This window comes from Vibrio sp. 10N.247.311.12, from assembly GCF_041467515.1.
Taxonomy (GTDB): domain Bacteria; phylum Pseudomonadota; class Gammaproteobacteria; order Enterobacterales; family Vibrionaceae; genus Vibrio; species Vibrio crassostreae_C.
The window spans coordinates 56,784-83,253 of sequence record NZ_JBFSUV010000014.1 but is presented as its reverse complement, the minus strand read 5'-3'; the positions used below and the strand labels follow the sequence as shown (position 1 = coordinate 83,253).

At 44.4% G+C, this 26,470-nt stretch carries 23 protein-coding genes and 2 pseudogenes; 3 read left to right on the top strand and 22 right to left on the bottom strand.

The window, feature by feature from the left end:
• Position 1 precedes the first annotated feature (1 nt).
• The 17 genes from AB6E30_RS08400 to AB6E30_RS08320 all read right to left on the bottom strand — a co-directional run bounded on the left by AB6E30_RS08400 (position 2) and on the right by AB6E30_RS08320 (position 17,616).
• Entirely contained in the window at positions 2 to 349 is a 348-nt protein-coding gene (locus AB6E30_RS08400; RefSeq protein ID WP_016800271.1) for a TrbI F-type domain-containing protein, read from the bottom strand.
• Positions 346 to 2,889, bottom strand: coding sequence for a type IV secretion system protein TraC (gene traC / locus AB6E30_RS08395; RefSeq protein WP_102561073.1), 2,544 nt, complete (start codon positions 2,887 to 2,889; stop codon positions 346 to 348). Before traC ends, AB6E30_RS08400 begins: the two co-directional genes overlap by 4 nt.
• A 4-nt stretch (positions 2,890 to 2,893) precedes the next feature.
• Positions 2,894 to 3,274, bottom strand: a complete 381-nt coding sequence (traV, locus tag AB6E30_RS08390) for a type IV conjugative transfer system lipoprotein TraV (protein WP_016800273.1) — start codon at positions 3,272 to 3,274, stop codon at positions 2,894 to 2,896.
• A gap of 11 nt (positions 3,275 to 3,285) precedes the next feature.
• Entirely contained in the window at positions 3,286 to 4,698 is a 1,413-nt protein-coding gene (locus AB6E30_RS08385) for a TraB/VirB10 family protein (RefSeq protein WP_017061841.1), read from the bottom strand.
• Positions 4,695 to 5,420, bottom strand: coding sequence for a type-F conjugative transfer system secretin TraK (gene traK / locus AB6E30_RS08380; protein WP_016800276.1), 726 nt, complete (start codon positions 5,418 to 5,420; stop codon positions 4,695 to 4,697). Before traK ends, AB6E30_RS08385 begins: the two co-directional genes overlap by 4 nt.
• On the bottom strand, positions 5,417 to 5,977 hold the full coding sequence (gene traE, locus AB6E30_RS08375; protein WP_016800277.1) for a type IV conjugative transfer system protein TraE: 561 nt from the start codon (positions 5,975 to 5,977) through the stop codon (positions 5,417 to 5,419). The genes traK and traE overlap by 4 nt, the downstream gene beginning before the upstream one ends.
• On the bottom strand, positions 5,977 to 6,282 hold the full coding sequence (gene traL, locus AB6E30_RS08370) for a type IV conjugative transfer system protein TraL (protein ID WP_016800278.1): 306 nt from the start codon (positions 6,280 to 6,282) through the stop codon (positions 5,977 to 5,979). Before traL ends, traE begins: the two co-directional genes overlap by 1 nt.
• A 41-nt stretch (positions 6,283 to 6,323) precedes the next feature.
• On the bottom strand, positions 6,324 to 6,626 hold the full coding sequence (locus AB6E30_RS08365; RefSeq protein ID WP_016800279.1) for a type IV conjugative transfer system pilin TraA: 303 nt from the start codon (positions 6,624 to 6,626) through the stop codon (positions 6,324 to 6,326).
• Positions 6,627 to 6,800: 174 nt separating this feature from the next.
• Positions 6,801 to 7,172 carry a hypothetical protein gene (locus tag AB6E30_RS08360; RefSeq protein ID WP_016800280.1) on the bottom strand — a complete coding sequence of 124 codons (372 nt, stop codon included), beginning with the start codon at positions 7,170 to 7,172 and terminating at the stop codon, positions 6,801 to 6,803.
• A 716-nt stretch (positions 7,173 to 7,888) separates the two neighbouring features.
• Entirely contained in the window at positions 7,889 to 9,463 is a 1,575-nt protein-coding gene (locus AB6E30_RS08355) for an EAL domain-containing protein (RefSeq protein ID WP_016800281.1), read from the bottom strand.
• Between the two features lie 178 nt (positions 9,464 to 9,641).
• Positions 9,642 to 10,922 (bottom strand): hypothetical protein, encoded by a 1,281-nt coding sequence (locus AB6E30_RS08350; protein WP_016800282.1) that lies wholly within the window; start codon positions 10,920 to 10,922, stop codon positions 9,642 to 9,644.
• 846 nt (positions 10,923 to 11,768) lie between these two features.
• The gene (locus AB6E30_RS08345; RefSeq protein WP_372103253.1) at positions 11,769 to 12,602 is read right to left on the bottom strand and encodes a DMT family transporter; all 834 of its coding nucleotides are present in this window, start codon (positions 12,600 to 12,602) and stop codon (positions 11,769 to 11,771) included.
• Between the two features lie 11 nt (positions 12,603 to 12,613).
• The gene (locus tag AB6E30_RS08340; RefSeq protein ID WP_017061836.1) at positions 12,614 to 13,888 is read right to left on the bottom strand and encodes an opine metallophore biosynthesis dehydrogenase; all 1,275 of its coding nucleotides are present in this window, start codon (positions 13,886 to 13,888) and stop codon (positions 12,614 to 12,616) included.
• Complete coding sequence (locus tag AB6E30_RS08335; protein WP_017061835.1) at positions 13,885 to 14,673, bottom strand: nicotianamine synthase family protein; 789 nt, start codon at positions 14,671 to 14,673, stop codon at positions 13,885 to 13,887. The genes AB6E30_RS08340 and AB6E30_RS08335 overlap by 4 nt, the downstream gene beginning before the upstream one ends.
• An 18-nt stretch (positions 14,674 to 14,691) precedes the next feature.
• Positions 14,692 to 15,459: an ABC transporter ATP-binding protein gene (locus AB6E30_RS08330; RefSeq protein WP_017061834.1), complete on the bottom strand. Its 768-nt coding sequence runs from the start codon at positions 15,457 to 15,459 to the stop codon at positions 14,692 to 14,694.
• A complete protein-coding gene (locus tag AB6E30_RS08325) occupies positions 15,459 to 16,520 on the bottom strand; it encodes an iron ABC transporter permease (RefSeq protein ID WP_210443461.1) in 1,062 nt (353 codons plus the stop codon). Before AB6E30_RS08325 ends, AB6E30_RS08330 begins: the two co-directional genes overlap by 1 nt.
• Positions 16,513 to 17,616: an ABC transporter substrate-binding protein gene (locus AB6E30_RS08320; RefSeq protein ID WP_372103259.1), complete on the bottom strand. Its 1,104-nt coding sequence runs from the start codon at positions 17,614 to 17,616 to the stop codon at positions 16,513 to 16,515. Before AB6E30_RS08320 ends, AB6E30_RS08325 begins: the two co-directional genes overlap by 8 nt.
• A gap of 767 nt (positions 17,617 to 18,383) precedes the next feature.
• Between AB6E30_RS08320 and AB6E30_RS08315 the strand changes: the two are divergent.
• Positions 18,384 to 18,518 (top strand): annotated as a pseudogene (locus AB6E30_RS08315) (L-threonine 3-dehydrogenase); the annotation flags it as partial.
• 128 nt (positions 18,519 to 18,646) lie between these two features.
• Here AB6E30_RS08315 and AB6E30_RS08310 read toward each other — a convergent pair.
• The 3 genes from AB6E30_RS08310 to AB6E30_RS08300 all read right to left on the bottom strand — a co-directional run bounded on the left by AB6E30_RS08310 (position 18,647) and on the right by AB6E30_RS08300 (position 22,943).
• Positions 18,647 to 19,873: a DUF819 domain-containing protein gene (locus AB6E30_RS08310; RefSeq protein WP_136982966.1), complete on the bottom strand. Its 1,227-nt coding sequence runs from the start codon at positions 19,871 to 19,873 to the stop codon at positions 18,647 to 18,649.
• Between the two features lie 527 nt (positions 19,874 to 20,400).
• Positions 20,401 to 22,326 (bottom strand): monovalent cation:proton antiporter-2 (CPA2) family protein, encoded by a 1,926-nt coding sequence (locus AB6E30_RS08305; protein ID WP_048608770.1) that lies wholly within the window; start codon positions 22,324 to 22,326, stop codon positions 20,401 to 20,403.
• Positions 22,326 to 22,943, bottom strand: a complete 618-nt coding sequence (locus AB6E30_RS08300; RefSeq protein WP_102319831.1) for an NAD(P)H-dependent oxidoreductase — start codon at positions 22,941 to 22,943, stop codon at positions 22,326 to 22,328. Before AB6E30_RS08300 ends, AB6E30_RS08305 begins: the two co-directional genes overlap by 1 nt.
• A gap of 302 nt (positions 22,944 to 23,245) precedes the next feature.
• On the opposite strand from AB6E30_RS08300, the gene AB6E30_RS08295 reads away from it, so the two are divergent.
• Positions 23,246 to 24,322, top strand: coding sequence for a low specificity L-threonine aldolase (locus AB6E30_RS08295; RefSeq protein ID WP_102319832.1), 1,077 nt, complete (start codon positions 23,246 to 23,248; stop codon positions 24,320 to 24,322).
• A gap of 122 nt (positions 24,323 to 24,444) precedes the next feature.
• On the opposite strand, the gene AB6E30_RS08290 is transcribed toward AB6E30_RS08295, so the two are convergent.
• A complete protein-coding gene (locus AB6E30_RS08290) occupies positions 24,445 to 24,570 on the bottom strand; it encodes a hypothetical protein (protein WP_017060906.1) in 126 nt (41 codons plus the stop codon).
• Between the two features lie 247 nt (positions 24,571 to 24,817).
• On the opposite strand from AB6E30_RS08290, the gene AB6E30_RS08285 reads away from it, so the two are divergent.
• Positions 24,818 to 25,252 (top strand): YccF domain-containing protein, encoded by a 435-nt coding sequence (locus AB6E30_RS08285; protein WP_004730224.1) that lies wholly within the window; start codon positions 24,818 to 24,820, stop codon positions 25,250 to 25,252.
• A gap of 104 nt (positions 25,253 to 25,356) precedes the next feature.
• Here AB6E30_RS08285 and AB6E30_RS08280 read toward each other — a convergent pair.
• Positions 25,357 to 26,279: pseudogene (locus AB6E30_RS08280) on the bottom strand (hypothetical protein).
• Between the last annotated feature and the right edge of the window lie 191 nt (positions 26,280 to 26,470).

The following is a 26,470-nucleotide window of genomic DNA, read 5'->3' as shown; positions in this document are numbered from 1 at the left end:
ATCATGACTCCTTTTTAAGCGCCTCAATAACGTAATGTTGGATCTCGGTGGTTCTATCCGGTGCGCCGCTGATGAGCGCGCCTGGCACGATAATCACGAGATGGTGCGCTTGCGCGTATTCTTTCAAGAGCCGCCTGAGTTCCGTATCAAAGGTCGCCAATTGCGCGCTGTGCTCCTGATCGCTGAGGTTGGCTTCAATGAGTTGGTCTTGATATTGCGCTAACGTTTGTTCGATATCGAAGACCACGATTTGAGGGGCGGTGTTGAGCTTGACGGCCATCAGCGTGAACATCATCAACACTATGGCAAACAGGGCACCGACAAGACGTGTGTGACGGATGGATTTCATTTGGCCTCCTTACCATAGATGAGGGTGTTGAAGATCTCAATTTCTGGTCCGTAAAAATGCTCTGCGGTTTGATTGACCGCATCCATGAGTGGGACGCCTTGGTTCATCAAGGTTTCACAGTACTCAAACTCATGCGGCTCTGTCGAAAGGCACGCACGAGTAAAAGGATCGGCAAACAAGCGATGAAAGGTCGTTACATCACCGGTTTTTAGCATGACAGAGCTGTAACCGGCGATGGAGGACTTTTCAAAACTCTTGATGACAAATTGCTCATAGGGTGAAAAGTGTGAAGGATTGTCTTTGATGAATTTCGCCAATCCACTGCCTTGACGCAGAGTGATGTGAATGTCGGAGTTATTGAACGCAGCGAGCGCTTCAGGTGTGCTGTAAAAATCCTCAATCCCTTGCGTCACGGTGCAAAACGAACCCCCAAATTTTCGGGCGGTGCGATAACCGGTATTGATGAATTCTTGTGCCTGTGCATTAGAGCCAGCCATCAGAGACCACGCCTCTTCAATGATGCACATCTTCGGCGTTGAACGAGAGCCTGAAAGGTACATCTGCTGAGTGATGCTCGACATCAGCGCAAAAATCACCGGTCGCATGATGTCCGAGGGAAATCCGTCGAGTTCAATGGTGGTAAAGTGGACATTGGGATCCAGCATGGACGGTTTATTGAAGGTGTCACCGTAGATCCCCTCTGAGCGGTATTTATTCAGTTGCATGCCGATATCAGAAAGGCGGCGATCACCGCCTTGTTTTTCGGCCGCCGCAAACAGCGCTTCTTGCACATGGTCAACCAACGTCTCGCTTTTGTGTGCCTGCCAAGCCGCAATGATGCAATCACCGAGGACCGATTTTTCAAAATCTCCCATTTCGTGTGTGGGGCAGGCCATGGTCGCAAAGAGTCCGGTGATGGTGTGCAGCGTTTCCTTGAGAGGGTTGACCTGTTCGCCTTTTTCATCGGTATAGTCATCCCCCATGGCAATGCGTTCCAGGTGAGTGAATGGATTGAGGTAAATCTTCTCAGCTGTCATGTAGCGGCCGCCAAGCATCAAGGTGAGCTTTTTAAAGCTCTTTCCTTTATCTAACGCCCAGATTTTACCGTTCATGGCAAAGAGGGTTTCGGCGAGCTTTTGCACAAAGAAGGATTTTCCTGCCCCGGAGCCTCCGGTCAGGGCGATGTTGTAGTTATCTGAGCCACAATTAAACGGATTAAACCAAAAGGCTTGTTGGCGCATGGTGGGAAGCATCATGCCGCCACTGAAATTCTTTACGTCCATCACAAGAGGCAAGAGGTTGGCCACATTGCCGGTTTTTACGGTTTGAATGCGTCCAGCACGGTCGCAATCGGCCCAAAACCCATCGGTCATCATGAACGGTAAGGTCGTCATGAGCGCTTGGCTTTGCAGCATCGAGACGGTTTGTAAATCAATCCCGCCAGAGCGAAAGGCGTTAATGGCAGTAGTGCGATGCAGTCGCTCGGATTTTTTGTTGGTAAATAACGTCAGCGTCAGGTGCATGTATGCCATGCTGTTGATGCCATCCGACATTTCATCTCGAATTTGCTCGCGTTCGCTCTGCTCTTTCTTCGCTTGAGGGAAGAAAAATGCCATCGGGGACTTGAGTGTTTTTTCCAGCTCTCCAATGCGTCCGCCATTTTTGGTCGCAAAACTGCCCGATTCTTGATGGCGAAAATTGAGGGTCATGAGGTGTGGACATTGCACATTTTTGGCCACGCTCTTTAAGGACGCAAAACAATCGGGCAAGGCGTAAAGGCGGAAAGTTCGAGGTGTACTGCGTAAACCCAATGAAATGATCCGCGAGGTCACCGTTTGATGTTGGCGGTTACTAAAGCGAACGTCGGTGTAATGTCGGCGAGTTAAAAACTCGGTATCAGGAGAGAGGACTTGTTTGTAGATCAACGCTTCTGGTGCGTAGTCAGATCCGCGAGGGGCGGTTTGTGTGGGGTCAAAATTGAGAATGCCTTCGACGTAGTTGATTAAGCCTTCGGGGGTAAGCGGCGTGAGCTCCAGTCCAATTTGGGATAAAGTCGTGGTGAGCGCCTCTTTGCAATCCAACACACTATCAACATCGTCCGTACTGGAGACAAACAACCACGCGCTGTAATCTTTGATGTCAAAGTAATGCTTCTGACGATGAAAAAAGCCGTGGTGAGCCGCAAAGTTGGCGTAATCGGCTTCTTGTTTTGCTAATTCACTGCAAATACCCGCACGAGCGGATTTCAAGGCGGTATTTTGCTCAATCAAATGACTCACGTGGTTGTGGCCCATCATGGAAAAATGGTAATCCCATTTATGGCCAGGCGGTAAATCCATGATGAGACGGTTAAATGCCTCCACCATGTCGTCATTCGCCCCCGTTAAGACGCTCAATTTGAATCCAAATCCTACGCCCTTTTTGTTATGAAAGAGGCTGTGCTGCGCATCAAAAGTGCGGTAAGGCAGTTCAGAATGAAGGTGGTTATATTCACGTTTGGCTTCTTGATAAAAACCCTTTAAATCTTTTGAGACGCCCATGGCGTTAATCCTTCTTGATAGCCTGAACAGGGCGACCTGTCCAGGTAGACTCGTCTAACACAATGTAAATATCCATTGTGTCGAGGTAAGTGGTGGTGTCATCCGAAGTAAAGGGAAAAATCACCACCTTCCTAACCGTGTCTTGGGTTCGAATAGGATGGCCTTCACGGGTGCGTCTTGGCAGTAAGGCAAAAGGGTGGGAAGCCAGGACGTTAGCCTCGGCGACTTGTTGTGTTGTTGGGTGTGTCGAGATGTTGCGAATGTCATCCATGCTGGCGCAGCCGGGTATACCGCCGATTTTTTGGCAACTAAATTCATCTTGAAAGCCCGCAGAGCAACCTGCTAGTAGGCTAATAAGCAGCGCTGTGAAAAGTTTGATAGTCATAAAAGCCGACCTTAATTTAATTGTTGGTTAACTTCTGCCGCGAGAGGGTTGAGTGTGATGGTTTCTAAAAGGGTGTCTGGTTTTGCTTGCTCTTGCTCTTTTGTCTGATGATCAACATAGCGTTTGATCGCTTCCTCATCATCCAGAGGGAACCCTTTCGTAAAGACGATATTCACGATGCCCCCTGGATTGATTTCGATGAAGGGGTGATATAACTCGGCTAAGGCAATGTAGTAATCCGAAAGCTTACTCCCCACGTCCGAGGTGGCATTGCCCAATAAACTTAATCCCACATCCTTGCTGTTGAGGCTCGACGTTGAGCCAAGCGCTGAGGTTGAGGTGGTGCTGGCCAAGCCCGCCCCGGTCTCACCCAGTCCTGTTAAGATGCCTGAGATCCCCGCCATTTGGACGATTTTGCCGTTACGTAAAATCGAGGTGCCACGGATGCCATTGCGCCCAAAGTTAAAGACGGTGCCTTGAACGGGGATATCTAAAATTCGACCGTCCCGAATGCAGCTGAGGGTGTGAGTGCGCGCCACGCCGCGATTGGAAGAAAGGTCACCGTACACGCTCCCAATGATGGTGCAGTCTTTGAGGTGGCTCTTTTCTCCATTGGGCAACACGCCTTCATGCACGGTTTGAAACACGATGGGGGCGGTATCACTTTGGCCGAACGCCCCGGCATTGGCATCGGCGCCACCGGTGATTTTGGCGGTCACAAAGGTGCCCGACGGGACGTAATTGTCGACGGTTCGTTGGTACGCTGACTCTGAGGAGGCTGTCCAAAAAAAATCAAACGAGTCAAACGCTTGCCCTTGGTCATCAAACGAGGCCTTATCGGCTTTGCTGTATTGAAAGCTCTCTTTTTGCAGATCATTGGTGGCGTAAGAGGGTAAAGGTTTGGGAGGAAGTGGGCGCGAGCCAAACGGCGCAGGCTCTCCCATGACGGTGAGGTGACCGGCTTCCTTTGAGGATAGCGATTGGGTTGATGGCAAGGCGATGGTGCGCTGCGCTTCTTGATGTTGGCGTAATTCCTCGCGTAAGATCTCGTTCTCTTTCTTCATTTGCGAAATCGTATTTTCGTTGCTCGTCATCAAACGATCGACGTCTCGATTGAGGTTTTCCATCTTTTCTTTGACGTCTTCAATGTCTTGACCTTGTAAGGTCAAGGCTGAGCGGTTGTCTTTGTCGGTAAAATCATCAGTAATGATTTCCCCAAAATTGGGGGCTGACTCAACGACTTCTTTCGCAGTATCTAGCGAGGTTCGAGGTTGTTTAAAGGCTTTAAACGCAAAAAAAACTGCGACTAAGAGCGCAACGGCTAACAGGCTGAGTATTTGGTTACGCTGCTTACTTTGGTCATTGGCGAGCACTCCATCCTCTAAGTCTGACTCTCTAAAAAGCCACTGTTTCAATCGTTTCATTCGCGACCTCCTGTGATGATGTACAGATGTGTAGATTCACCTGGGGGTAAGGTATAACGGTCAAGTGAGGCGCTCCGACTGGCGTAACTGTAAAATTGCGCTTCGGTCAGAGTGACGGTGTCATTGGATTGGTTTTTAACTTGATAAATAAGCCCTGAGAAGGGGCGGCCTACAAAAAGGGTCTGCGGAATAATGGCCAGTGGCGACGTGTCTTTGGGGAGGGTTTCGGGGTCAATCGGATGGACACGAAACCCTGGGATAGGCGTCTTTGAACGCTGCCAATGTATCATTTGTTTGGTGAGTTGCCCCAAGGCCAAAGGGTATTCGAGATCTTTTTCAAAGACACTTTTCTCTGCAGTAGAGCGAAGCGGAATAAACTCATTCACCACCGCAGGGACGGCTTTAGGGTTGATAAAAAGCGAGAAATTTTGACCTTTCTCTGTGGTGACGTGCGCGGTAAAAGGCAAGGCGATGTTGAGTTTGACGGTAATAGAGCCCGATTGGTCTCGTTGATTGGCTTTAGCGAGACAAAACCCTCTAGGGCAATGAAGGTTTAATATCTTGTCGTCTTTCACTACTAAACGGTTGGTGTTGACCGAGGATAAGGGCAACACAATGGTATCATTTTGCTCAAAATAGTAGGTCTTTGCGTCAATCGTATGGGCGTGGCTCATGATGGGTAACAACAAACCAAAAAAAGCATAAATCAAGCGTATTTTCATAACGGTATCTCTTGGGCGATGGTGTGAAGTTCAATCAAGCCACTTGAGTAATCGGCTTGGAGTAGATACGTCACGGGCTCAGGGTCAAGTGTGCGCCCCGCGATGGTTTTGTTGAGCGTGCCTTTGACCCGTATTTTCATTTCATTCAGGTTGATAGACAGCGTGTCAACTTCAAAAAAACTGGTGACGTCGTTCTCGATGATAAATTCGGCTTCTCGCATCAACTTGTCTTGTAAGCCACTCCAGTATTTAGGCGGCACGTAGGTAATGAGTAAGTTGAATTGACGTTTAACGTTAGAGGGCGTGACATTAAATTTTAGGTGTATCCACCAATCGGCCATCATAGAAAGATACGCTTCATCAACCGCATCGCTTGAGATCGTAAACGCTCGGTCGATATGAGGTGGCACGAAGGTGCGCTTTTCCGCTTGGTTTTGGCTTAATAAAGCAAAACTCAACCCAGCGGTTCCTAAGGCGGTGATCAACACCACCGCGGTGAGGACGTAATTGATAAAGCGAGCCGCTTTAAGCGCCTCGCCGTTATGTTCATTGAGCATCAGTAAATCCAATATTTTTTTGTGGCTGGGGGCGTGCGTTTAAAAATGGTTTTATTCGCTGTGTCATCCCCATACCAGTGGATGAAGTGAATGATGAATTTGGGGCCGTGTCGGACTTTTAAGCTGCGAATGGTGAGGAAAAAGCCGATACACACGGCGACCGCGACCAACCGATTGATGTTGAACAACATCAAAAACAACAAGATAGAAGGGAGTATTTCATCGATTGGAAATCCGACTATTTTGACGTCGGTTTGTAAGTAGTTTGGAAAAGCGAAGAGGGTTTGTTTGTCTTGATGATCCATAGTGAAATAGGGCGAATAGTTTCGCGCTCTCCTTATGTGGTTTATAAGCCTACAAACCCTTTACCAACTTCCCAGAACACCACGCCAACGAAAAAGCCGATGATGCCACCCACCCAGTTCTTTTGCATGATGCCCACGATGATGCCGCCAATCAGGCCTGCCACCAGAATGTAGAACTCGCCAGAAGACCCCGTCCCTACCGTGTTGGTCACGGTATCTTTACCACTGGCAAAAAGGTCATCGGCGTAAGCGGGTGACGCACAGGCAAAGTAGACGGCCAGTAGCGTACAAAAGTGACGCCAATACGTAAGAGGAAGGTTGAAGCGTGAGGTTTTATCTTTCATGTGGTTACCTTTAAATGTAAATAAAAGAGGCACGACATCGCACCGCTTTTATCAAAAGGGGTGTCGTGCATCTGGTGGGTTGAAAAATGGACGTTGTTAGTTCCCCATATTTTGGGGAAGGCTTTGGGCCGCATGAGTGAAGGTGTTGCCGTTGAGCCCCATGGTTCTTCTCGATTACATTAAAGGCAACAAGGAAGCGTTTACAGACTTCAAACCGCGATTGCGACAGACGTGTTGTTTCCAATTTTGAGGGGTCATGATCGTGTTCTTGAGTTTACGATAATGTTTTTTGCGAGCATTTTTTGATGGTGGTGGCGTGAGTTGACGGACCGATTGAGTGTGTTTTTGAACCGAAACGAAATGAACACCCTTCCAATAGAAAGGAAAGGGGAGGCGGTCAGTAAAAGGCAACAAAGCAGCAAATGCCATGTATTCACGCCCGACTGAGCCCAGTTCTTTGAAGCTGACAAAATCCCCTTGTTCAACAAAGCGGTCCAATAAACTCCCCGCCTCATCTTCACGACAATATCCGTATACAATTTGCATTATTCAAACTCCTTTTAAGGACATTGTTTTGCTCTTTTAAAAGAACAAAACAATGGGCTCTCTCTCAAGAGCCGTGCTACAAACTGGCTTGTGTATTCTTGTAGTAGAATACGCACACCCAAAGGGTGTGGTGTCTGGTATTCCCAAGTAACTCTGTTTAACCACTCAACCAGCATGCTTAATTGAGTAGAAAAACAGCCTTGGACGTCGCCCCAGATAAGGCTCCTGAACTTTTTAGGCATATTACGCAGGCCTGCGCCCATCTGCGGCGCTTTTTGCAATAGTGAAGGCAGCCACTCTTACGGTGATGCAGGTGTTGGTATGCAGATGGAATAATAAGCCGACGAATGTGTTTTTCGACTTTGATTTCAAAGACTGCGATATCAACGTAGTCAGTATGAATCAACATCAATGGGGATGACAATGTTTGAAAGCATCAGCAACGCACAAGGGACTTGGTTTTCGACCTATCGTGAAAGAACGGGCCAAAAGGGTTTTCTGACGTACATGTTCTGATGTGTAAGGCGGGAATGGTTCGTTATCCCACAAGGGGACCTTGGTGGACCACTTTAAGTAAGTGATGCCACAAATGAGCAAAGAGTGTGGTTATCTTCTTTACTCCCGACGTGTTCGTTTTATGGACTCAAATAGGCTAAACCACGAGTATTAGTAAGAGCATCTTTTCGTTGTTGACTAAGGTAAGCTCCGTGATGTTTTTAGCTGAGCGCCTCACTAACCCGCTCGTGAGTATAACCATAATCTAAAGCCCAGCGATGGAGATCTTCAATCGACATAGGTTTAGCGTAATAGTAACCTTGATGTTGAAAGACGCCTCTTAATAAAAGCCCGTTAGCTTCAAGCTTATTTTCAACCCCTTCCGCTACTAGATTCATTTCTAACTGCTTAGCCATTTTAATATACCCATCGAGAACAGCGGATTTTCCTTCATCAATGGAGCGTGTAAACATTTTGTCTATTTTGATAGTGTCAATATCGAAATAATGCAAATAGGAGTTTCCGCCATAACCGGTACCTGCATCATCAAGGCTTATTTTAAGTCCTAATGTTTTGAGTAAGGCGAGGCGCTGACTGGCAAACGCCAAATTTTCAATCGGTTGGCGTTCTGTCAATTCAAGCGTCAGTTTTGAGTAGTCGTGCTGAAACCGCTTTAAATAGTGGTAAAAATCGTCATTTTGTAGGTGCAGAGGAGTGATGTTGACACTGCAATAAAACTCAGCGTTTTGACTCATCAAAGACGATAAGTCGCGGTAAATGGTTGTAATGAGATTTTCTGTTGTTGGAATGATATCCCCACTTTGCTCTAGATAATGGATGAACTTGCTTGGTTCTATGACGCGGCCATCAGAGGGAAGCCATCGGAGTAAAGCTTCGACACCGAGCATTTTACCTGTTTGTGCGTCTACAATGGGTTGATAATAGGGGAAAAACTGGGCGTCTCGAACCGCTTTTTGAAGAGCAATTTCTTTTTTTGCGTGCCAATAGGAAACACATAACCAAAGAATGGTGAGTGAAATCATAAAGAGTAAAGTGGTGACCGGCCACAAGTTTTGCTTAAACTTCGAAAGCACTCGTGAGGCAGAGACGGAGGATTCAAAGGTAAGAGGAAGATAGTTTGAAGCAACTGAGTTCGAGTACAGGCGATCAGCATTGGGCAAACTGCCTATTTCAAGGATAGTGTAATTTTCTTTTGGTAAAGATAAACGAATAGAGCGTTGATGGTCTAAATCATTTTCAAGAAAAAGGTATTCCGTGCGTAATGGAAAGAGGAAGCCATATTGTCCATTCGAACCGTATAAATAGGGGGGATGTTTTGGGGTTGTGGAGAGAGAATAAATCGCTAAACGCCACATTTCCCCTTTTAATTGTGTACTGAGTAAGTTCTTAAAATTACGTTGTTCAAATTGCTCAACGCCGAAAGGAGAGCAATAGGTATAAGGTTTCTGCTTATCAAGATTAACGATGGGTATCGACATAAGTAGATGCGACACATAAAGCTTCTCTAACTGCTCTATAGTGTCAGTGGAGCATTCACCGCTAGCGACGCTGGCTTCAGAAAGAATGGGTTTTTCAAGCCCATATTTAATCGCAACAGAAACGATTTGATCGAGGTAGTCGACGTCATGCTTAATTTCATTATGAACTTGATAAAGACTGGTTGCTAATGAAGCCAATAAGCTAAACAACAGGGCCAATAACATAACACCAGTCTTATAGACCCATTGAGGGTGGGGACTGAATAAGCGGTCTAACCAAGGGTGTCTGGAGCGCATACTTAACTCTTTATAATTATAAATCCAACGAATTGTGTTGAGCTGTGAAATGTTATTATGCGGTTTAATTAACGTTAATTTCTATAAAACCTTTTAATCTGAAAGGGTAAGATCATAAAAGTGGAAAGCCGATCACTCTTTGTTAGGAAGTTTCAATTTTTAGGTTCTAAATCAAGCCTTAAAGAAAACACTGACCGTAATCTTGGGCCGCATTAAACATATGGCTTAAATGTAAGGCTTTCTTTGTTAAAGGGTCATATTTATGACAAGCAAAACAGCCCCTATCTTCTTTAGGATGCACTAAAGCAAACCATTGAGGGTTTTGGACATAGGTCTCCATTGTACTGTTTGATAATAACTTCGAACCCCCTATTTCATTTTTCCAAGAGGGAGGCACCTCTCCTTTATTTAAATCACTCTCGTTTGAGACTGTCCAAGATGTGCCCACAAGGAAGTAGTTAGACCAAACAGATTTACGTGATTGGTAATAATCTGACATTGCCTCGTTAAGCGCTTTTATATCTTTAGCTACTTCAGTTTTCGTTAAAACACCAACCCCATAGGGTGTTTCTCTACAGACTTGAGTAGGTTTACCAGGGAAGTAAGTATTCACTTTCTGAAAGGACATTGGGTTGAAAAATGTCCATTTACCTGATTTTTCAAAATTTGATAGGTTAGGAACATCAGCACAATCAGGAGCGTTTTCCTTGTGTTCAAATGTGGTCCAAATGAATTCAGGATGATTCCTTGTTTTTCGCACTACATGAATCCCGACCAAGCCCATTAGAACATTACTCCTTACTGCCCCGTCGATCTCAACATCTCTATGAATAGTGAAAAATTTTTCAGGGTTGTCGTTATTAGATATTAATTTCCATGAGGTTTTTACTTCAGTGGAGCCTGGGGATATTTCAAACGGTGTTTTCCCACTGTCAATATCGGCGACACATTGGCTATTGTTTAATCCGTGTTTGACGATGTCATTGTAGAATTTTTTATTGACACTTTGTTGATAGAAGACCGGATTGCCTTCTTGATCGTTCAATGGGAAATTAGAGCCGGCTTGAAGGATCTCACTTTGTACTAATCCTTGATCACCTTTATTGTCCCAACTATCGGGTATCTCTTTAAATATTCTGTCTTTCGGCATCATATTCAAGAATAAATCCGGTGTCTTGTCACTGGTATAATAAGCAAAAGATTGCCATGCAAACTGCATAAAACTGCAATTAATATCGGATTTACTCGTTTCTGTAGGCTCTTGAGGTAAGGAAGGGTAATCAATCCAAGAGGAGTTGCCAGTACAGTCAGGGGCTTCTAACTCTAACGATTTTTTATCTCTAATCTTATTTTCGTAAGAGTCATTCGATTGAAAAGCTTCCCCTATAATTTCTGTAGAATAACAATGTATTGGTGAGAGGAAAAATGAGGAAACTATTATTTTCTTTAAACAATTCATGATAATTCTTATCATTCGTATTTGTATGGGTGGCTAAAATTACAATAGTTACAAATAAAATGAATCTAAATTAGTTAATAATTTAGTGTGAATCTGGAACTGCGTGTGTGCTCTGGAATACAACATCGCATTTTTTTAGGGGGAGAGAAACTGTTGTAGAACAAGTATAACGCGGTATAAACGGAGGATTTATGATAGTCAGGGAGTGGAAAGACATTTGCCCTAAAGAGCACGGGAAAGAGTTTCTTGAACACTTGTATGTGACAGGTGTAAAAGATACATCAAGGACCAAAGGTTTTCTTGGGGCGCAAATTTTAAATCGAGATTTAGGGAGTGAGGTTGAAACTACCTTGCTGACCTATTGGCAGACAATTTTAAGCAATCAATTCAAATGTACCTCTAGAACTGCGTAAAAAGTCGAACAAGGATTCCTATTCAATATCTATAAATTAGATAGGATTTTTCAACTTTACGTGTACATTTAGCATCTTACATAAACACAAGCGGTTCTCCTGCATTCATATCTGAGAGACATGCGGAAGAAGGAGTTAAAAGCGTCAGGGATTAACGGTTCAAATGACCTGTCTTTAAATCACATTCTGTCTTCCCTGCATACAACGGAAGATAAGCTTATTGCAACCGTTGAACTCTATAATTTAAATGGTAAATTCTTATCGAGGGGTTTCGGGAAAGGACAGTGGGCGGTCGTTGGGGCTTATTTTCAAGTTTTTGAGCACATGATGTTAGAGCACCAGTTTACTACTCCCTACTTCCCATATTGAGGTGGTGCTTGAATCCGTTAGCTGTCTTTACTTTTATATACAAGATTCTGATCAGTTAAGTGCTCTATTGTTTCTTTAAAGAAAGGGAGATACAGGCGGCTATAATAGTGAGACTGCCTAATGTCGTCATCCATCCTGGAACTTCATGCCAAAAAATCACCCCCCAAAGTAAATTGAAGACCAGACCAATATAGCGGGTGACTGCTACCACTGCAGCGTTTTCATGACTGAATGCTTTTGTCAGGAAAACTTGCCCAATCAGTGAGACAATACCAATGGCAATCAGATAAATCCAAGTAATGCCCTGTGGTACTACAAATTCATCTTTCATCCAGTAACTGGATATCAGCAGAGCAGTGAAAAGAAAGTAGAAGACAATCTCGTAAATATGGTGCTTTTTGCTTAGGTGGCGAATGGTGATAGAGGCAGCCGCTGCAAAAAAGGCACTCGCCACTCCCGCAAGTGCATAAAGGTTAAACGTGTCGAAGTTAAATGGATTAACAATTAGGGCCACTCCGATTAAAACTAGAGGCAAAAGCAACGCCGCTTTTCTAGGGAGTGTTTCGCCCAGGACCAGGCTGGAAAGCAATATAACGAAGAACGGGGATAGGTAAGCCAAAATGACGGCATCCGCTAGAGGTATATGGGCAATGGCGTACACGAAAGCAAGCAGATAAAAGGCTCCGAACAGACCGCGAAGTACAAGCAATGGGATCCCCGTTTTGGAAAACCTTATATTCGCTTGCCACATTAAACATAAAATCAGAACCGTTCCTATTAGGCTTCGAAAAAAGACAATTTCAGAACTAGGAATCGTCAAACTGGCAGCTTTAACAAGTGCGTTCATGACACTAAAAATAAAAGCAGAAAATATAGTTAACGCCACACCGTTGTTCATTATGGCTCTCTCTAAAGCTCGTTTGCCCGACGCACCCAAATGAGGTATTTGTGCGCTTGAGTGTGGCATTCTTTAATCAAGAGGTTAGGGAGTTGAGACCGACTTAACCAAGATTCGAAGGTGCTTAACACACGGTTGACGCTCGGTAAGGTAATTCCATGCTCTCTGCCCAATACTTTAAGCCAGTAAAGAGTCTGTAAATCTTCTTTGGGGATCCGAGGTAAAAACAACTTGCCTTCATTCACCTTGCCTTTGGCATAGGGCACAGCAGAGAAGTTGAAGTAGCATCCATTTGCATCTGGCTTAGAAAAAGGGTCTATCAGGATCGCGCTGTATCGTACGTAAACCAAATATTCTTGCTCTATCGGTGTGAGTGACATGAACTCTTCAATTTGACTGCGACGGATCGTTTCTGGCTGCACTGGGTAGTTGTCATCATTGAGGAATTGCAGCAAGTTAAATGGGGTTCCCTTAAAGTGAAGCATTAATCTTGATATATCACGCCATAGCTCAACCAAGGTGTGAATGGTTTCAGTAGTAATCGGCCCCTCAGGGAAAAGTTTGTACATGTATTTCACTTCTCTCGTGTCACTCAATATGTGATTGAGCGAGAAAGGGGTCAGGAAAAAGGCAGGATGAACGAAAGAGGTAATGTTTCTTCCCTCGACGCTGAATCCATTTTCCAACTCGACAACATCAACACCGACCTCCGCTAAAGTTTGAGTCAGCAGACTCAGGACAACACATTCAGTTTGACTGGAGTAGGCATAAATCCGTTTTTTTACGGCTTTGGTCATGACATGAACCCCAGCTTGGCCTGTGATGAATTTGGTGGCCGCAAAGTAATTGGAAAACACCAGTACGTTGGGGGTTAAATTCAGCTCTGCAAAAAATCCCTTCACAAGCTGGTGGCCACCAAATAAGGATGAAATGAGAACCACGGTTTTGACGGCACTCAAATAAGATTTGGGTAAAGCCAACAGAACATCAGAATACGCATGAGATGGCGTGGCCAGAACCAATGTTTCCCATTGTCCGTCTATTGTTCGTAAATCTTCAAAAACCGCATTAAATATTACCTGTCCGGCCAGCAGTTCCAAAGAGGGTTTTGCAGCAAAAACATGCGCAACGCTGTCGTTGTGTAAACTTTCGAACATGGGTTGCCAACGCTCGGATGAGCGGTTTACTAACCCTAGTTGTTCGCACTGGTTTTTAATGATCTTTGCTGTCTGAAATGCGGCGGGGCCTGTGCCTACGATCAACACTTTTCCTAATGAAACAGTCACTCTGTTCGCTCCATCAAGACAGTGTCATAGATCGCGGAATCATTGAGGAGCAGTTTGGTGTCCCATCCGTCTATTAGGTGAGGGTTGAAAGGGTAATTAAAGGCGGATTTCAAACCGTTGCCAAACCGGACCAAGATCCGGTGAGAACGGTGTAGGTGAGGTTTAAGTTGCTTAAGCACTTCCCATTTATGCTCGACTAAAGAGGCGATTATGATATGGGTTGGTCGGAAAGAGACAAATTCTGTAATGAGATCTTTGCCGCTAAAAGTAGTAGACAAGTGGGCCAAGTCTAGTTGGTTCGCCATCGTCACTGCCTGCTCATCAATATCGATGCCATGAACTGTAGCACCCGTAAACTGAGAGATAGTGACCGCAGAAATCGGATATGAACCAGAGCCGATAAACAGCACTCTTGAGTGGTTTTTTATCTCTGCGCTCTTGAGTTCAATCTTTGTGTTTTCAGAAAGTTGGTGTAAATATTCACTGAGGTTAAGTGGATGTTCTTTGGCACATTGAGATTGATGCTTTTCCAACATACACAGGGCTTTTACGGTCGTTTCACGAAGTCGCTTAATTAGACGATCATGCTCAGGGGTTGCCCCCAACTCTTTGCTAATGGCCTGAGGGTTTTCCTGCAAAATCCAAGAAGATAACTCATCCAATTTTTCCTGTAAAAGGGCAAAACAATCACAATTTTCTAGACTGTAATGCGTCAAAGCTTGAATTTGAGATTCAAACGTATAGACAGCAATTAATAATTGATAGTGCTTGTTAGTCATTGTCATAATAAGTTCCCATTGCGCTTAATCAGTTTCAAGAGTTCGAACTGGGGTGACGTGGGTATGCCCATGTACGCAACAACTTACGTCCACATGAACCTGATATATTTGGCTAAGCCTTTCAGAGTCGAGCACGTCTTCTGGTCTACCGTGGTGTTGAATGATGCCGTCACTCAGTAAAAGAAGACGGTCGCAGTAACGAGCGGCAAGAGAGAGATCGTGCAGCACAGCAATGGTGATGATGTTCTTCGCTCGTGTATATTGACGAACAAGGTCTAAAATCTGAACTTGGTGCTTGAGATCTAGGGCACTTGTAGGTTCATCCAAAAGCAAAATATCGGGTTCACCGACCAGAGCTTGTGCCAATGAAACCAGTTGTTGTTGACCGCCACTGAGCTGAGAAAACTGTCTTGGGGCGAGATTTATCAGACCTAAATAAATAAGAATGGCTTCTGCTTTTTGTTCTTGTTCAAATGTGATGTTCCAACTCAGCTGATGCACCAAGCCAAGCAACACAAACTCAAGAACAGTTAATTGACAGGCCGATTTGTTGAGTTGACACAGGTACGAGAAGGATTTGGGGGGTAACCTCTGTCCGTTTCCTTCACTTGAAGTAATCTTCCCAACAGAAGGGAGGATGCCCGTGACAGCCTTGAGTAATGTCGTCTTTCCTGCGCCATTAGGTCCTAGGATGGCGGAAAACTCTCCACCACAAAAATGCGCTCCTACCTTCTTCAAAACGAGTTTTTCCCCAACCGTTACGGACAGATTTTCTATTGAAAGCGACTTCATCAGATAAACCTCCGGCTCATTAGAAAATAAAGAAGAATCGGGACGCCTACCAAGGAGGTGACGATACCAATTGGAATGATAGCGCCTGGGACAATCACTTTAGCAATAAGGGACGAGGTACATAAAAGTAACGCTCCCATTATTGCGGCCAAAGGTAAGTAGAAACGCTGATCTTCGCCGACTAATATTCTTGCTAGATGAGGAGCTACCAGGCCAATGAAACCAATGGTTCCGACAAATGACACCGCTCCTGCTGTCAACAATGAACAAAGCAGAAACATCTGTAACCTTAATTTGCTGGTCTTGATCCCCAAGGCGAGTGCGCGCTCTTCGCCAGAAGTGAGGGCAGTGAGTGCCCAAACCTGAGACAACGCGAAGAACAAACCGAACATGAAAACGGTTCCTGAAACAAAGAAGGATAACCAACTCGCTTTCTGCAGACTGCCAAACAGCCAAAAAACAATTTGTTGAAGGACTTCTGGTGACGCCAAATATTGAATTAATGACTGTAGAGCCTGGAAAAAGAACAGAACGACTATACCGGCTAAAATGAGTACTTTGGCGTCCATATTTCGGTTCCGACCAATTATGTAGATCGCCAGACTCGCGAATCCAGACGTTAAAAATGCCGCGAACGGCACGCCTAACCAATGCAAACCAAAGACCGAAAAACCGCTTAAGAAAGCTATGGCTGCACCGAACCCAGCAGCGGCAGAGATGCCAAGAGTATAGGGGCTTGCTAGTGGGTTGGCTAACAGGGTTTGCATCAAACCGCCGGCTAACCCGAGTGAGGCACCAACCATTATACAGGTGAGAGTGGCGGGTAATCGAAGTTGCCAGATAATGAGTGATGATAAGCTATCACCAGAGGGGCCACCTAGGAGTGCCTTAAGAACTTGTTCAATACTTAGCGACGATGAGCCAGTACCGATATCGAATAATGCGGAAAGGCTCATCGCCAGAAAGGTTGCCAACACAATCTTGAGCCGCTGCTTCTGCAATTTTTGATAAATCCCGCGGCTGGAATTAAGGTCAGGCGACATTCTAATGCTTTCATTCATGGCTTGATCCCACCTGAATCATGAAAGTCCCTCTGAGCTCTTGCGGCATGTAGTTCTTAAAAAAAATTTGGTGCAATTTCTTAGGATCAATGTCTTTAAATGCTTCCGGGTAAATCGATTTCGCTAGATACAACAAGAAGATGTGGTCGTAAATAGTACGAGTTCCTGAATGGTAGACGCCATAAACGTCACCATTTTGAACAGCAGTCAGTTGTTTCCAGCCAGCGCGGCTTAGGTATGGGCGGTATCTAGTCTGCACTTCTTCCATGGTGCTGTCGAAGCCAAGGAGTGCGCTGTCGCTATGCTTCGCCCAGTGGGCACCTGATATAAATATGACCTCTGGGTCTTGGCTTAACACATATTCGGGAGTTAGGTGGGCAGAGCCTTTAAACATACCATTGGCAATGTTGTCGGCACCCGCCACGGTCAAAAGGTTGCCCCACATTGTGGTCGAGTAAGATTTACCGTATTCGTTTGGTCCACCTGTGCCTGCTTCAACATACACACGGCGTGTTTCGTGGTTTTCCAAGTGTTTAGTAACACGTTGTTTTACCGTGTTTACTGCATTTGCGTATTCAGTTGCAATCGTTTCTGCCCGCTTTTCTGTGCCCATGACTTTACCAATAACACGTGCGCTAGTGACGTGTTTTTCAAGCGTTTGAGCATTGAAATCCACAACGACTACTTTGATGCCACTTGTTTCAAGGATTTCAACTTTTTCAGCAAGAGATTCATATTGCCACGCCGCAATAAGTGCAACATCAGGCTTAGTTAACAAGAGCCTCTCGAAATCAAAAGTACCTGTGTAAATAGAACCGGAGTCAATAATAGTTTCTAGCTCAGGAATGATTTTTTTATAGGTGGTCCATTGAGATTGTCGGTAATCTTTCCAAGAATTTCGAGGGAAAATAACCACTTTTTTGTAGGCATCTGGGCCCACGATTGCAAGATAGTCTTCGAAATAAAAACCTAAAAAGATGCTTTCTGCTGGTTTTTCTAAATGTACATCCCTGCCGAGTACATCCCTGAATTGAATGTCAGCAAAAGTACTTGCGACGTAGCCTAAAAACAATGCCACCAGACCAAGTACTTGCAAACAATGTCCTTTTTGTCCTTTCACTCATTCCTCTCCAAGTTAACTTTATCGTTATGTTATAACATATCTTAAATGGGAGGATCGAAAGCGAATTTAATTAGTAATTTAATTATTAATTATTAATTTTATAGGTGGAGTTTTAAAATTTCTTTTTATTTTCAATTGGTTGGAGAAAAATGTTTGAGGCGACGGATTGTCATTGCTCTTATCTCTTGAAGAGGGGGTCTTGAGTTATTTTCCACCCACTTACGCTTAAGAACTAAACATATTTTTGTTTACGTGCCTACCATCCTTCTATGCTAAGTACGTATTGTTGAGCAACTTATCGATCTAATTGTTGTTTTTATTAATAAAAAAGTGCGCCTCCTTGATTTAAGTAAAGAGGCGCCTCTCTTTTTTAAGAGACGGAAAGAGCGAGGTGTGTCATGGATTAGCGATTGCTTTCGGGATCTGGGCCTGCGTTTTTTGAAAGGTCTAAGATCGATTGCAGTTCATCTTTTTAGTTAAACAAATTTGGCTCGACTGGTCATTGACGCTAACGTTTACAATCTCTAATTCGTGCCAAAAGTAGAAATAGGTGATTACCAGGGCTTTCTGACTCTGAGTTCAAGGCATTAATAAAAACAGTCAGCAACTATGACTTCCTATCGGCTTAGAAATTTTAAAACAATCTAAAGAGAAAAATCTGTCGCCATTCTGTCGCCATAAGTAATGTTATTTTTTTGTAAATGATTGTTTTTAAGATGCTTGTATTCTCGTTGGATATAATGGCTTCACTAATCCAATCAGGCCTAGATCTAACACCAATCATTACTCACCACTACAAAGTGGACGACTTCCAGAAAGGCTTCGACATGATGCGCTCTGGTATGTCAGGTAAAGTAATTCTTGATTGGGAATAAGCTTTAGCTGAGTAACAAGATATTAGAAAGGCGACAGTTTTTACTGTCGCCTTTTTTACATCTCGGAACTCAAGAAAATGGGCGATATGATCAAGGTTCAGTTGCCCATTTTTTACAGCAATGAGTTGTTAACCCAATGCAGCAGCCTGCATGATTAGGCCACAGATGTAAGCGCCGTATGTACCGAGAGCGTAACCCAATACCGCCATTAGGATACCTACTGGTGCCAATGCTGGGTGGAATGCAGCCGCGACGATAGGTGCCGATGCAGCACCGCCTACGTTAGCTTGGCTACCTACAGCCATGAAGAACAATGGTGCACGAATTAGCTTCGCCATTACAATCATCAGAAGGGCATGGATAGTTAACCATGTAATACCAATGAAGAAGTAACCTGGGTTGTCTAAGATAGCTGTCACATCCATTTGCATACCGATAGTTGCAACTAGGATGTAGATGAACGCTGAACCTACTTTAGACGCGCCGCTGTGCTCAAGGCTGCGCGTTGATTTAAAGCATGAAGCGATCAGCGCGAACGTTGTTACCATTACGATCAGCCAGAAGAAGCCAGATGTTAGGCTGTATTTCGCAAGCTGTGGCGCGTTGGTTGAGATCCATGGTGCAATCATGTCACTGAATAAGTGAGCCAACCCTGTTAAACCAAAGGCAATTGCCGTGATCTTCATGAGATCGGTTGTGGTTGTTGGGCGAGCGTTCTCTTCTTGGTATTTAGAAACTGTCTCTTTTAGCTCTTCGATAGATGATGTGTCTGCTTTTAACCATGCATCAATCTTCTTCTGACGACCAGCCATGATAAGCAAAACGGCCATCCAAATGTTCGCACAGATAACATCAACCGTAATCATTGCAGAGAAGAGTTGGTCATCAACCTCGAACACTTCTTTCATTGCTGCTTGGTTTGCACCGCCGCCAATCCAAGAACCTGCAACGGTTGTTAGGCCACGCCATACGTCACCAGATACAAGGTCAGGGTTGATTTGGTCGATGATCAAGATAGCCAGCGGGCCACCGATGATAATGCCGACAGTACCAGTTAGGAACATGATGACGGCTTTTGAACCAAGGCCAAAGATTTTACGGAGGTCTGCTGAGATGATCAGCAGAACGAGTGCGCTTGGTAATAGGTAGCGACTTGCAACGAAGTATAACTTAGAGTTTGATGCGTCGATGATGCCTAAACTGTTCAGTAGAGAAGGAACAAAGTAACAGAGCAATAGACCCGGAACGAACGAGTAGAATTTTTTCAGTGCGCTATTTTGGCTACTTTCCGTGATAAAAACACCGCCAAGAATAACAGCTAACATGCCCATTATTACAGCATCATTAGTAATCATTATTATATCTCCTTTAAGGTGAGCGCAAAGGTCTCACTTTTTGAATTGCAGGACTATACCGACAACCGCCATTCGTTACAAATTGTAACGATAGACATGCTTTGAAATGTTTATGTTAATTTTGATGGTTTGAATTTGTGAATGTCGCGCGTTATTTATTTGATTGGTGAATGAATTGATTGGGGCTTTTGCGGCGTATTTCGATATATGCAATGTAATTCAAGCCTTAGCGAGTGGTCGCTATGAATTGGGTGGGTGCTTGAATGATAGGAATGAGTGCATATATAGCCATTTTTTTGGTGTGGTTTATGCAGAGGTGGAATGTTTCAATAATGTAAAAAGTGAATTCACTTTTGCCATGTGGTCAGAAATTAAAAATTTTAGCTAGATCACACAAATCTCTCGGATTACGAGTTTCAGCACCTGATACTTATGCTCATTTGAGGTTTTGTCGGGGTTAAATGAAAGAAAAAGCGGCTTAAATAGCCGCTTTTGATGGTTGAATAGCATGGTTATCTAGATTCTGCTTAAGACTCTTCTTCCTCAAAGCCATCTGCATAACCTTTCGGTGGAGGTGTCCAACCACGTTCAGAACGAGAGTGTTTGTCTGAACGGTCTTTTTTCATATCTTCTTTCATTGCTTCTTCAAGGTGAATGAAGATTTGTCGGTAGTTGTTGTCGTAGCGTGGGTTCTCTTCCGCTTCAGACCAAGCTTGGTAAAGCTTTTCAGACTTACGGCTCTCAACGCGTTGATAAGTCGATTTTTGCTGCTCGACGAAGAATGGGTGATGACCCAAAGAACGCAAGGCTTCAGCGCCCATTTCAAGAGCAGAATGGTAGGTCTCTGATTCAACAAAGTCTGCCCCCGCTTCTCTTAGGCGATAACTATGACCTCGGTCGAATGCGCGGGCTAAGATTTTCACTTTAGGGTAGGTGTGTTTAACGTATTTCACTAATTCAACGCTTGAGTCTTGGTTGTCGATTGCCACTACTAGCATCGCGGCTTCTTCGATTCCGGCGGTATGCAATAAGTCGTGACGAGTCGCATCACCAAAGTAAGATTTGATATTGATAGAGCGCAGCAAGTCTACTTGGTTCGCTTGGTGATCCAGAACCACCGTATTGACATCGTTCGACACCAGCAAGCGGTTAACGATTTGACCGAATCGACCAATGCCCGCAATGATAACGGTACCTTTCTCTTCGATGGTATCTTCTTCGCGGTCGTTAGATTTTTGTTCGTAACGCGGCAGAATCACTTTATCAAATAGAATGAACAGCCCTGGTGTTAGGAACATTGAAAGTGCCACAACCAGCGACAATGTTTGGACGATGTCTGCAGGTAATACGTGGTTTTGAGCTGAGAAGCTCAGTAGTACAAAACCAAACTCACCGGCTTGTGCCAAGCTCAATGTAAACAACCAACGGTCACTGTTTTTGATTTTGAAGATTAATGCCAACGTAAACAGGACTAAGGCTTTAAGAAGCATAACGCCAAGGGTGAGGCCAATGATCAAACCAAAGTCGTTGAATAGAACATCAAAATTGATGCCAGCACCAACGGTAATGAAGAACAAACCAAGTAGTAGCCCTTTAAACGGGTCGATATTAGACTCAAGCTCGTGGCGGAATTCACTGTTCGCTAAAACCACTCCCGCAAGGAAGGTACCCAAAGCGGGTGATAGGCCGACTAGGCTCATCAGTGCAGCAATACCAATCACCAACATCAGTGCGGTTGCAGTAAAGATTTCACGCAGGCCTGAGCTTGCCACGAAGCGGAACAGTGGACGACTCAAGAAGTGTCCGCCGACCACAACAATCGCAATAGATGCTGTGATCACAAGTCCATAAGCCCAACCGGGTAGGCCAGCAACAAGGCTTAACTCTTCATGGTGATCAGAAGCCGAAGCGACCGCGCTTTGTGCAGCTTCAATTAATTCTGGCAACGCTAATAGAGGAATGAACGCCAACATAGGGATGACGGCAATATCTTGGAAAAGCAGAACAGAGAAAGCGTTCTTGCCGCCTTCTGTTTTGGATAGCCCTTTTTCGTTAAAGGTTTGGAGAACAATCGCGGTAGATGACAGTGCGAAGATCAAACCGATAGTCAGCGCAATGGTCCAAGGTTGTCCGAAGAAAAGGGCGATACCCATTACAATCGCGGTCGTACCACCAACTTGCAGGCCACCCAGCCCCATAAGTCGGTTTCTCATTGCCCAAAGCATCTTAGGTTCAAGTTCAAGGCCAACCAAGAACAGCATCATAACCACGCCGAACTCGGCAAAGTGTTGGATGGTTGTGGTCTCTTCACCCACTAAACCTATGATTGGGCCAATCACAACACCAGCAATGAGGTAACCTAATACAGAACCAAGACCAAGTCTTTTGGCAATAGGCACGGCAATAACTGCTGCGACTAAGTAGATAAACGCTTGTAGAAAATATCCCGTCATTATTTAACCTCTGCCATTAGTTCTTCTACGTAGTGGTTGAGTTTTTCTGCTTTGCTGGCTTTCTTAATATTGATCTTGCCGGCAACCAAGGCCTGTAAAAGCGTTCTGTAGCTATCGACATGTTGTTGAATACGGTTTTCTTCTAAAGCGGTACGAGATCCAAAAAGCGCAAAAGGCGCAAGATAGTTCATCCCACATAAAGACGCGGTTTGTTCAATTGGGTGAAGCAGTTCTCGAATAGTGAAGTGGTTGTAGCCATCACTTTGGTAAGCATCCTTTTTACCGCCAGCAGTGATGCAACACAGTAAGCTCTTACCTTGTAACTCGTTGCCATCGGTTCCATAGGCGAAGCCATACTCTAGAACGAGATCTTGCCACTCTTTGAGAATTGCCGGTGTGGAGTACCAATATAAGGGGAACTGAAAAATGATGATGTCATGGTCCAATAGGCGTTTTTGCTCACGATCGATGCTGATCTTGAACGTTGGATATTCGGCATAGAGGTCGACGCACGTGACACCGTCAACGCGTTTTGCTTGCTCAAATAACGGTTTGTTTGCTTCAGAACGATGTTGAGAAGGGTGGGCGAATAGCACCAAGACTCGATTTTTCGACATATAGCCCTCTTTGTCCATTAACGAATAATATTTATTGGAATTATAGTTATACAATAATAGAAGAATGGTTGAACAACAACGAATTAGCCCATACTTCTTTGTTTAGATACGTGTGCTTTCTGCGTTTAATTATATAAGACACCAGTCATTTTGTGTCTTTCAGGCACAAGTAGCCGATGACTGAGTAAAACTAATTATTCACGAATAGTAAAAGCGAATGTGGGCATTTTATGTCACCGTTGGTGGGTAACGTAAATAATCCAATAACCCTACATAGAACGATAATGAATAAAGGAAAAACTATGAGCATGGACTTGCGTCAACAATGTGATTTGTTGCTTTCTGGTCATCTAGAACCGACACCAGCACAAACATTCGCTCAGATGGCTGAATGGTGTGAAACACACAATGTGAGCCATGATAGCTACGGTGATGGCGAGTTTATCGAGAGCTTTGAAAATAAGGTCGCAGAGCTGCTTGGTTATGAAGCCGCCGTGTTTGTTATTACCGGCACCATGAATCAACCCACAGCATTAGAAATTGCCTGCCAAGAGAAAAGAAACCCGGTAGTAGCGATGCATGAGTCGAGTCATATCATTCGCCATGAACGCCAAGGGTATCAGCTCCAAAATCGTTTCAACGTGCTTCCGGTCGGCAATGTATTTCGCACTTGGAATGTTGATGACTTAAAGGCATGGCCTGATGAGATTGCAGCCGCTCTTTATGAATTACCGATGCGCGAAATTGGCGGTCAATTGCCAGAGTGGGAAGAGCTTGAAGCTATAAAGCAATACTGCAAAGAACAATCGATTCACCTTCATATGGACGGTGCACGTTTGTGGGAATGCGGCGCGTATTATCAAAAGCCATACAGCGAGATTGCTCAGGGCTTCGATAGTGCTTATGTTTCGCTGTACAAAGGTCTCAATGGCCTTGGTGGTTCGTTATTGTTGGGCGATAAAGCCTTTGTCGCGAAAGCATCGGCGTGGATGAAGCGCCAAGGTGGCAATGTTTATCACCGAACGCCTTATGTGGTTTCAGCGGCAATGCAGTTTGATGAGCGATTAGAGCTGATGCCTGCTTTATACGAACGAACCAAACAGGTTTATCAAATCTTACAAGATTACCCTCAGTTTACGGTTAACCCACAACAACCGCAGGTCAACATGCTTCATCTCTATTTACCTGTGAGTTACGAAGACGGCATTATCGTGAGAGATAACATCGCGAAGAAACACAAGGTTTGGATAGGAAACCCAGCGATCAGCGAACTGCCAAATCAATGTAAGATTGAATGGTATGTAGGGGATAATTTACTGAATCTGCCTGATCATGAGCTGATCGACATTCTTGATTTTATTAACGAAGAGCTGATTTGATTACGGAAAAGTTGATTTGATTACAGAAGAGCTGACTGCAGAAGAACTGATCTAATTGGAACTGAAATGGATACAGGAAAGGGTTCTTATATCCATTTATATAGCTAGGATGTCCGGCTCTGTTACATATACTGGTTGATGTACACATCAACTAAGAACATGAACACTGGAACCGTACTGAGAAGTCCGAAGAAGACGATTGGCACCCAGTTTTTCATTTTCTTTTTAGGTTGCTCAGTGTTATTCATAAATTCGGCCTTAAATTCGTTGTTGAGTCTGTTTAGCTTTTTGGTACTAAAAATCTAAGTGTATGGTATCAAATAAATGGGTTTAGCCCTATGTAGATTCAGAGAACCGTGGTGTATATCAATCACATAAAATGTAAGTGATTCATAAACGGTTCATAAAGGTTCAACAATAATGAACCTATTAGAACAAGCATTGCCTTACTCGGCATATCAAATAAACAGCATTTAAAGATTTGGAGAATACAGAATGAAAACAATAGGAAACATCATTTGGTTTCTGTTCGGTGGCGTATTTATGGGACTAGCTTGGTGGTTCTTCGGACTGCTCGCATTCCTAACCATCGTTGGTATTCCATGGGGTAGAGCGTGTTTCGTTATGGGTAACTTCTCATTCTTCCCATTTGGTCAGGAAGCGATTTCGCGTGACGAGCTAACCAATGAAATGGACATCGGCACGAGCCCGCTAGGCGTGATTGGTAACGTGATTTGGTTCTTATTTGCGGGTATCTGGCTAGCGATTGGTCACATCATGTCAGCTGTGGCGTGTTTCATTACCATCATCGGTATTCCGTTCGCGATTCAGCACCTTAAATTAGCGGTTATCTCGCTGGCGCCAATCGGTAAGACGGTTGTCGATAAACGTGAAGCAGAAGCGGCGCGAGTAAGAAATTACAAAGGTTAAGACTACAGTTTAAGCCTTATATAGAACTGAAAAAGCACATCACATGATGTGCTTTTTTGTGCCTCGTTTTCTATCTAACGATGCCCCAATCTCACAAACACTCACTAGACATTGTTGAACAAGACTTCAAGCCTAAGGGTGATGTTGGCTTCTCCGTGTGTTTCTCGTAAGGCTCTCGTTCCCACTGGTAACGCGGGGTGACCTCGTAAAACAGCCATTCCTTCCATACATTTTCTCTATACGTTACAGACACTTGCGAATATTTGTTGTGGTTATACGGTTCGCTGGTCGCGGTTATCGTGGCGCTGTATTACAGAGCTTGGTCTTGAGAAAGGTAATGGTACAAGGTAATGCCCGTACCATACTCCCAGCCTTTGAGGTCATCGTTATAGCCAGCAAAGTTAGACCAACGCGCTAAGAAATCGTCACTCAAAGAGAGGTCAAAATCGATATCAGTGATCTCTCCCGTCTCTTTCTTCTCTTGATACACACGTTGGGTTAGCCGGAATACTGCATCTGTGGTGAGCGGGTAGGTAAAACGATAGCGAGCCTCTATTCTTGGGCGTAATGTCGCTTTGATATTGAAACTACTGTAACCCTTGGCATAGGCGTCATAACGAAGGCCAAGTGCATTTTCTAACTCTTCAGAATCTTGTGGGAAGAAGTCTAAGAATTCTTCATCGCCAACAGACTCGTAGATTAGCTTAAGCCTTTTGCTGACAAAGGGTAAATGCAGGCGTGCGTTGAGCTTGGTGGAATAATCCACGTCACCGCCCTCAGAATAGATGAAATCATTATACCAACGTACAGAGGTTCCGGCTCTGGCGTCCTCGGTAATACGGTCATCCACAAAGAAGTTATCGAACCATATTGCGGGTTGGCAAAACTTACTGTTTAGGTAGTGGTAAGCTTTTTCGACGCGCGTGTCTTCTAACGGTTGGCTGTGACACTCATCCTGTTCCTCCGCGAAGGCAGAGTGGGAAACGAGCGATGCTAATAATGAGGAGTTAACTATCCAACGACTCAATGGAACCTGTTTGTCATTCTATGTATCAATAGTTTGACTATAACTAAGCAGTTATGACAATGCGACTTTTAAAGAGATTTATCTTAATCAGTGGCTATTCAAAACAGAGACTTGAATAACATATGGCAGGTAAAGAAAACGGGCTCAGTAGGTGAGCCCGTTTGTCGATAAGTTTATAAGTGACTTAATGG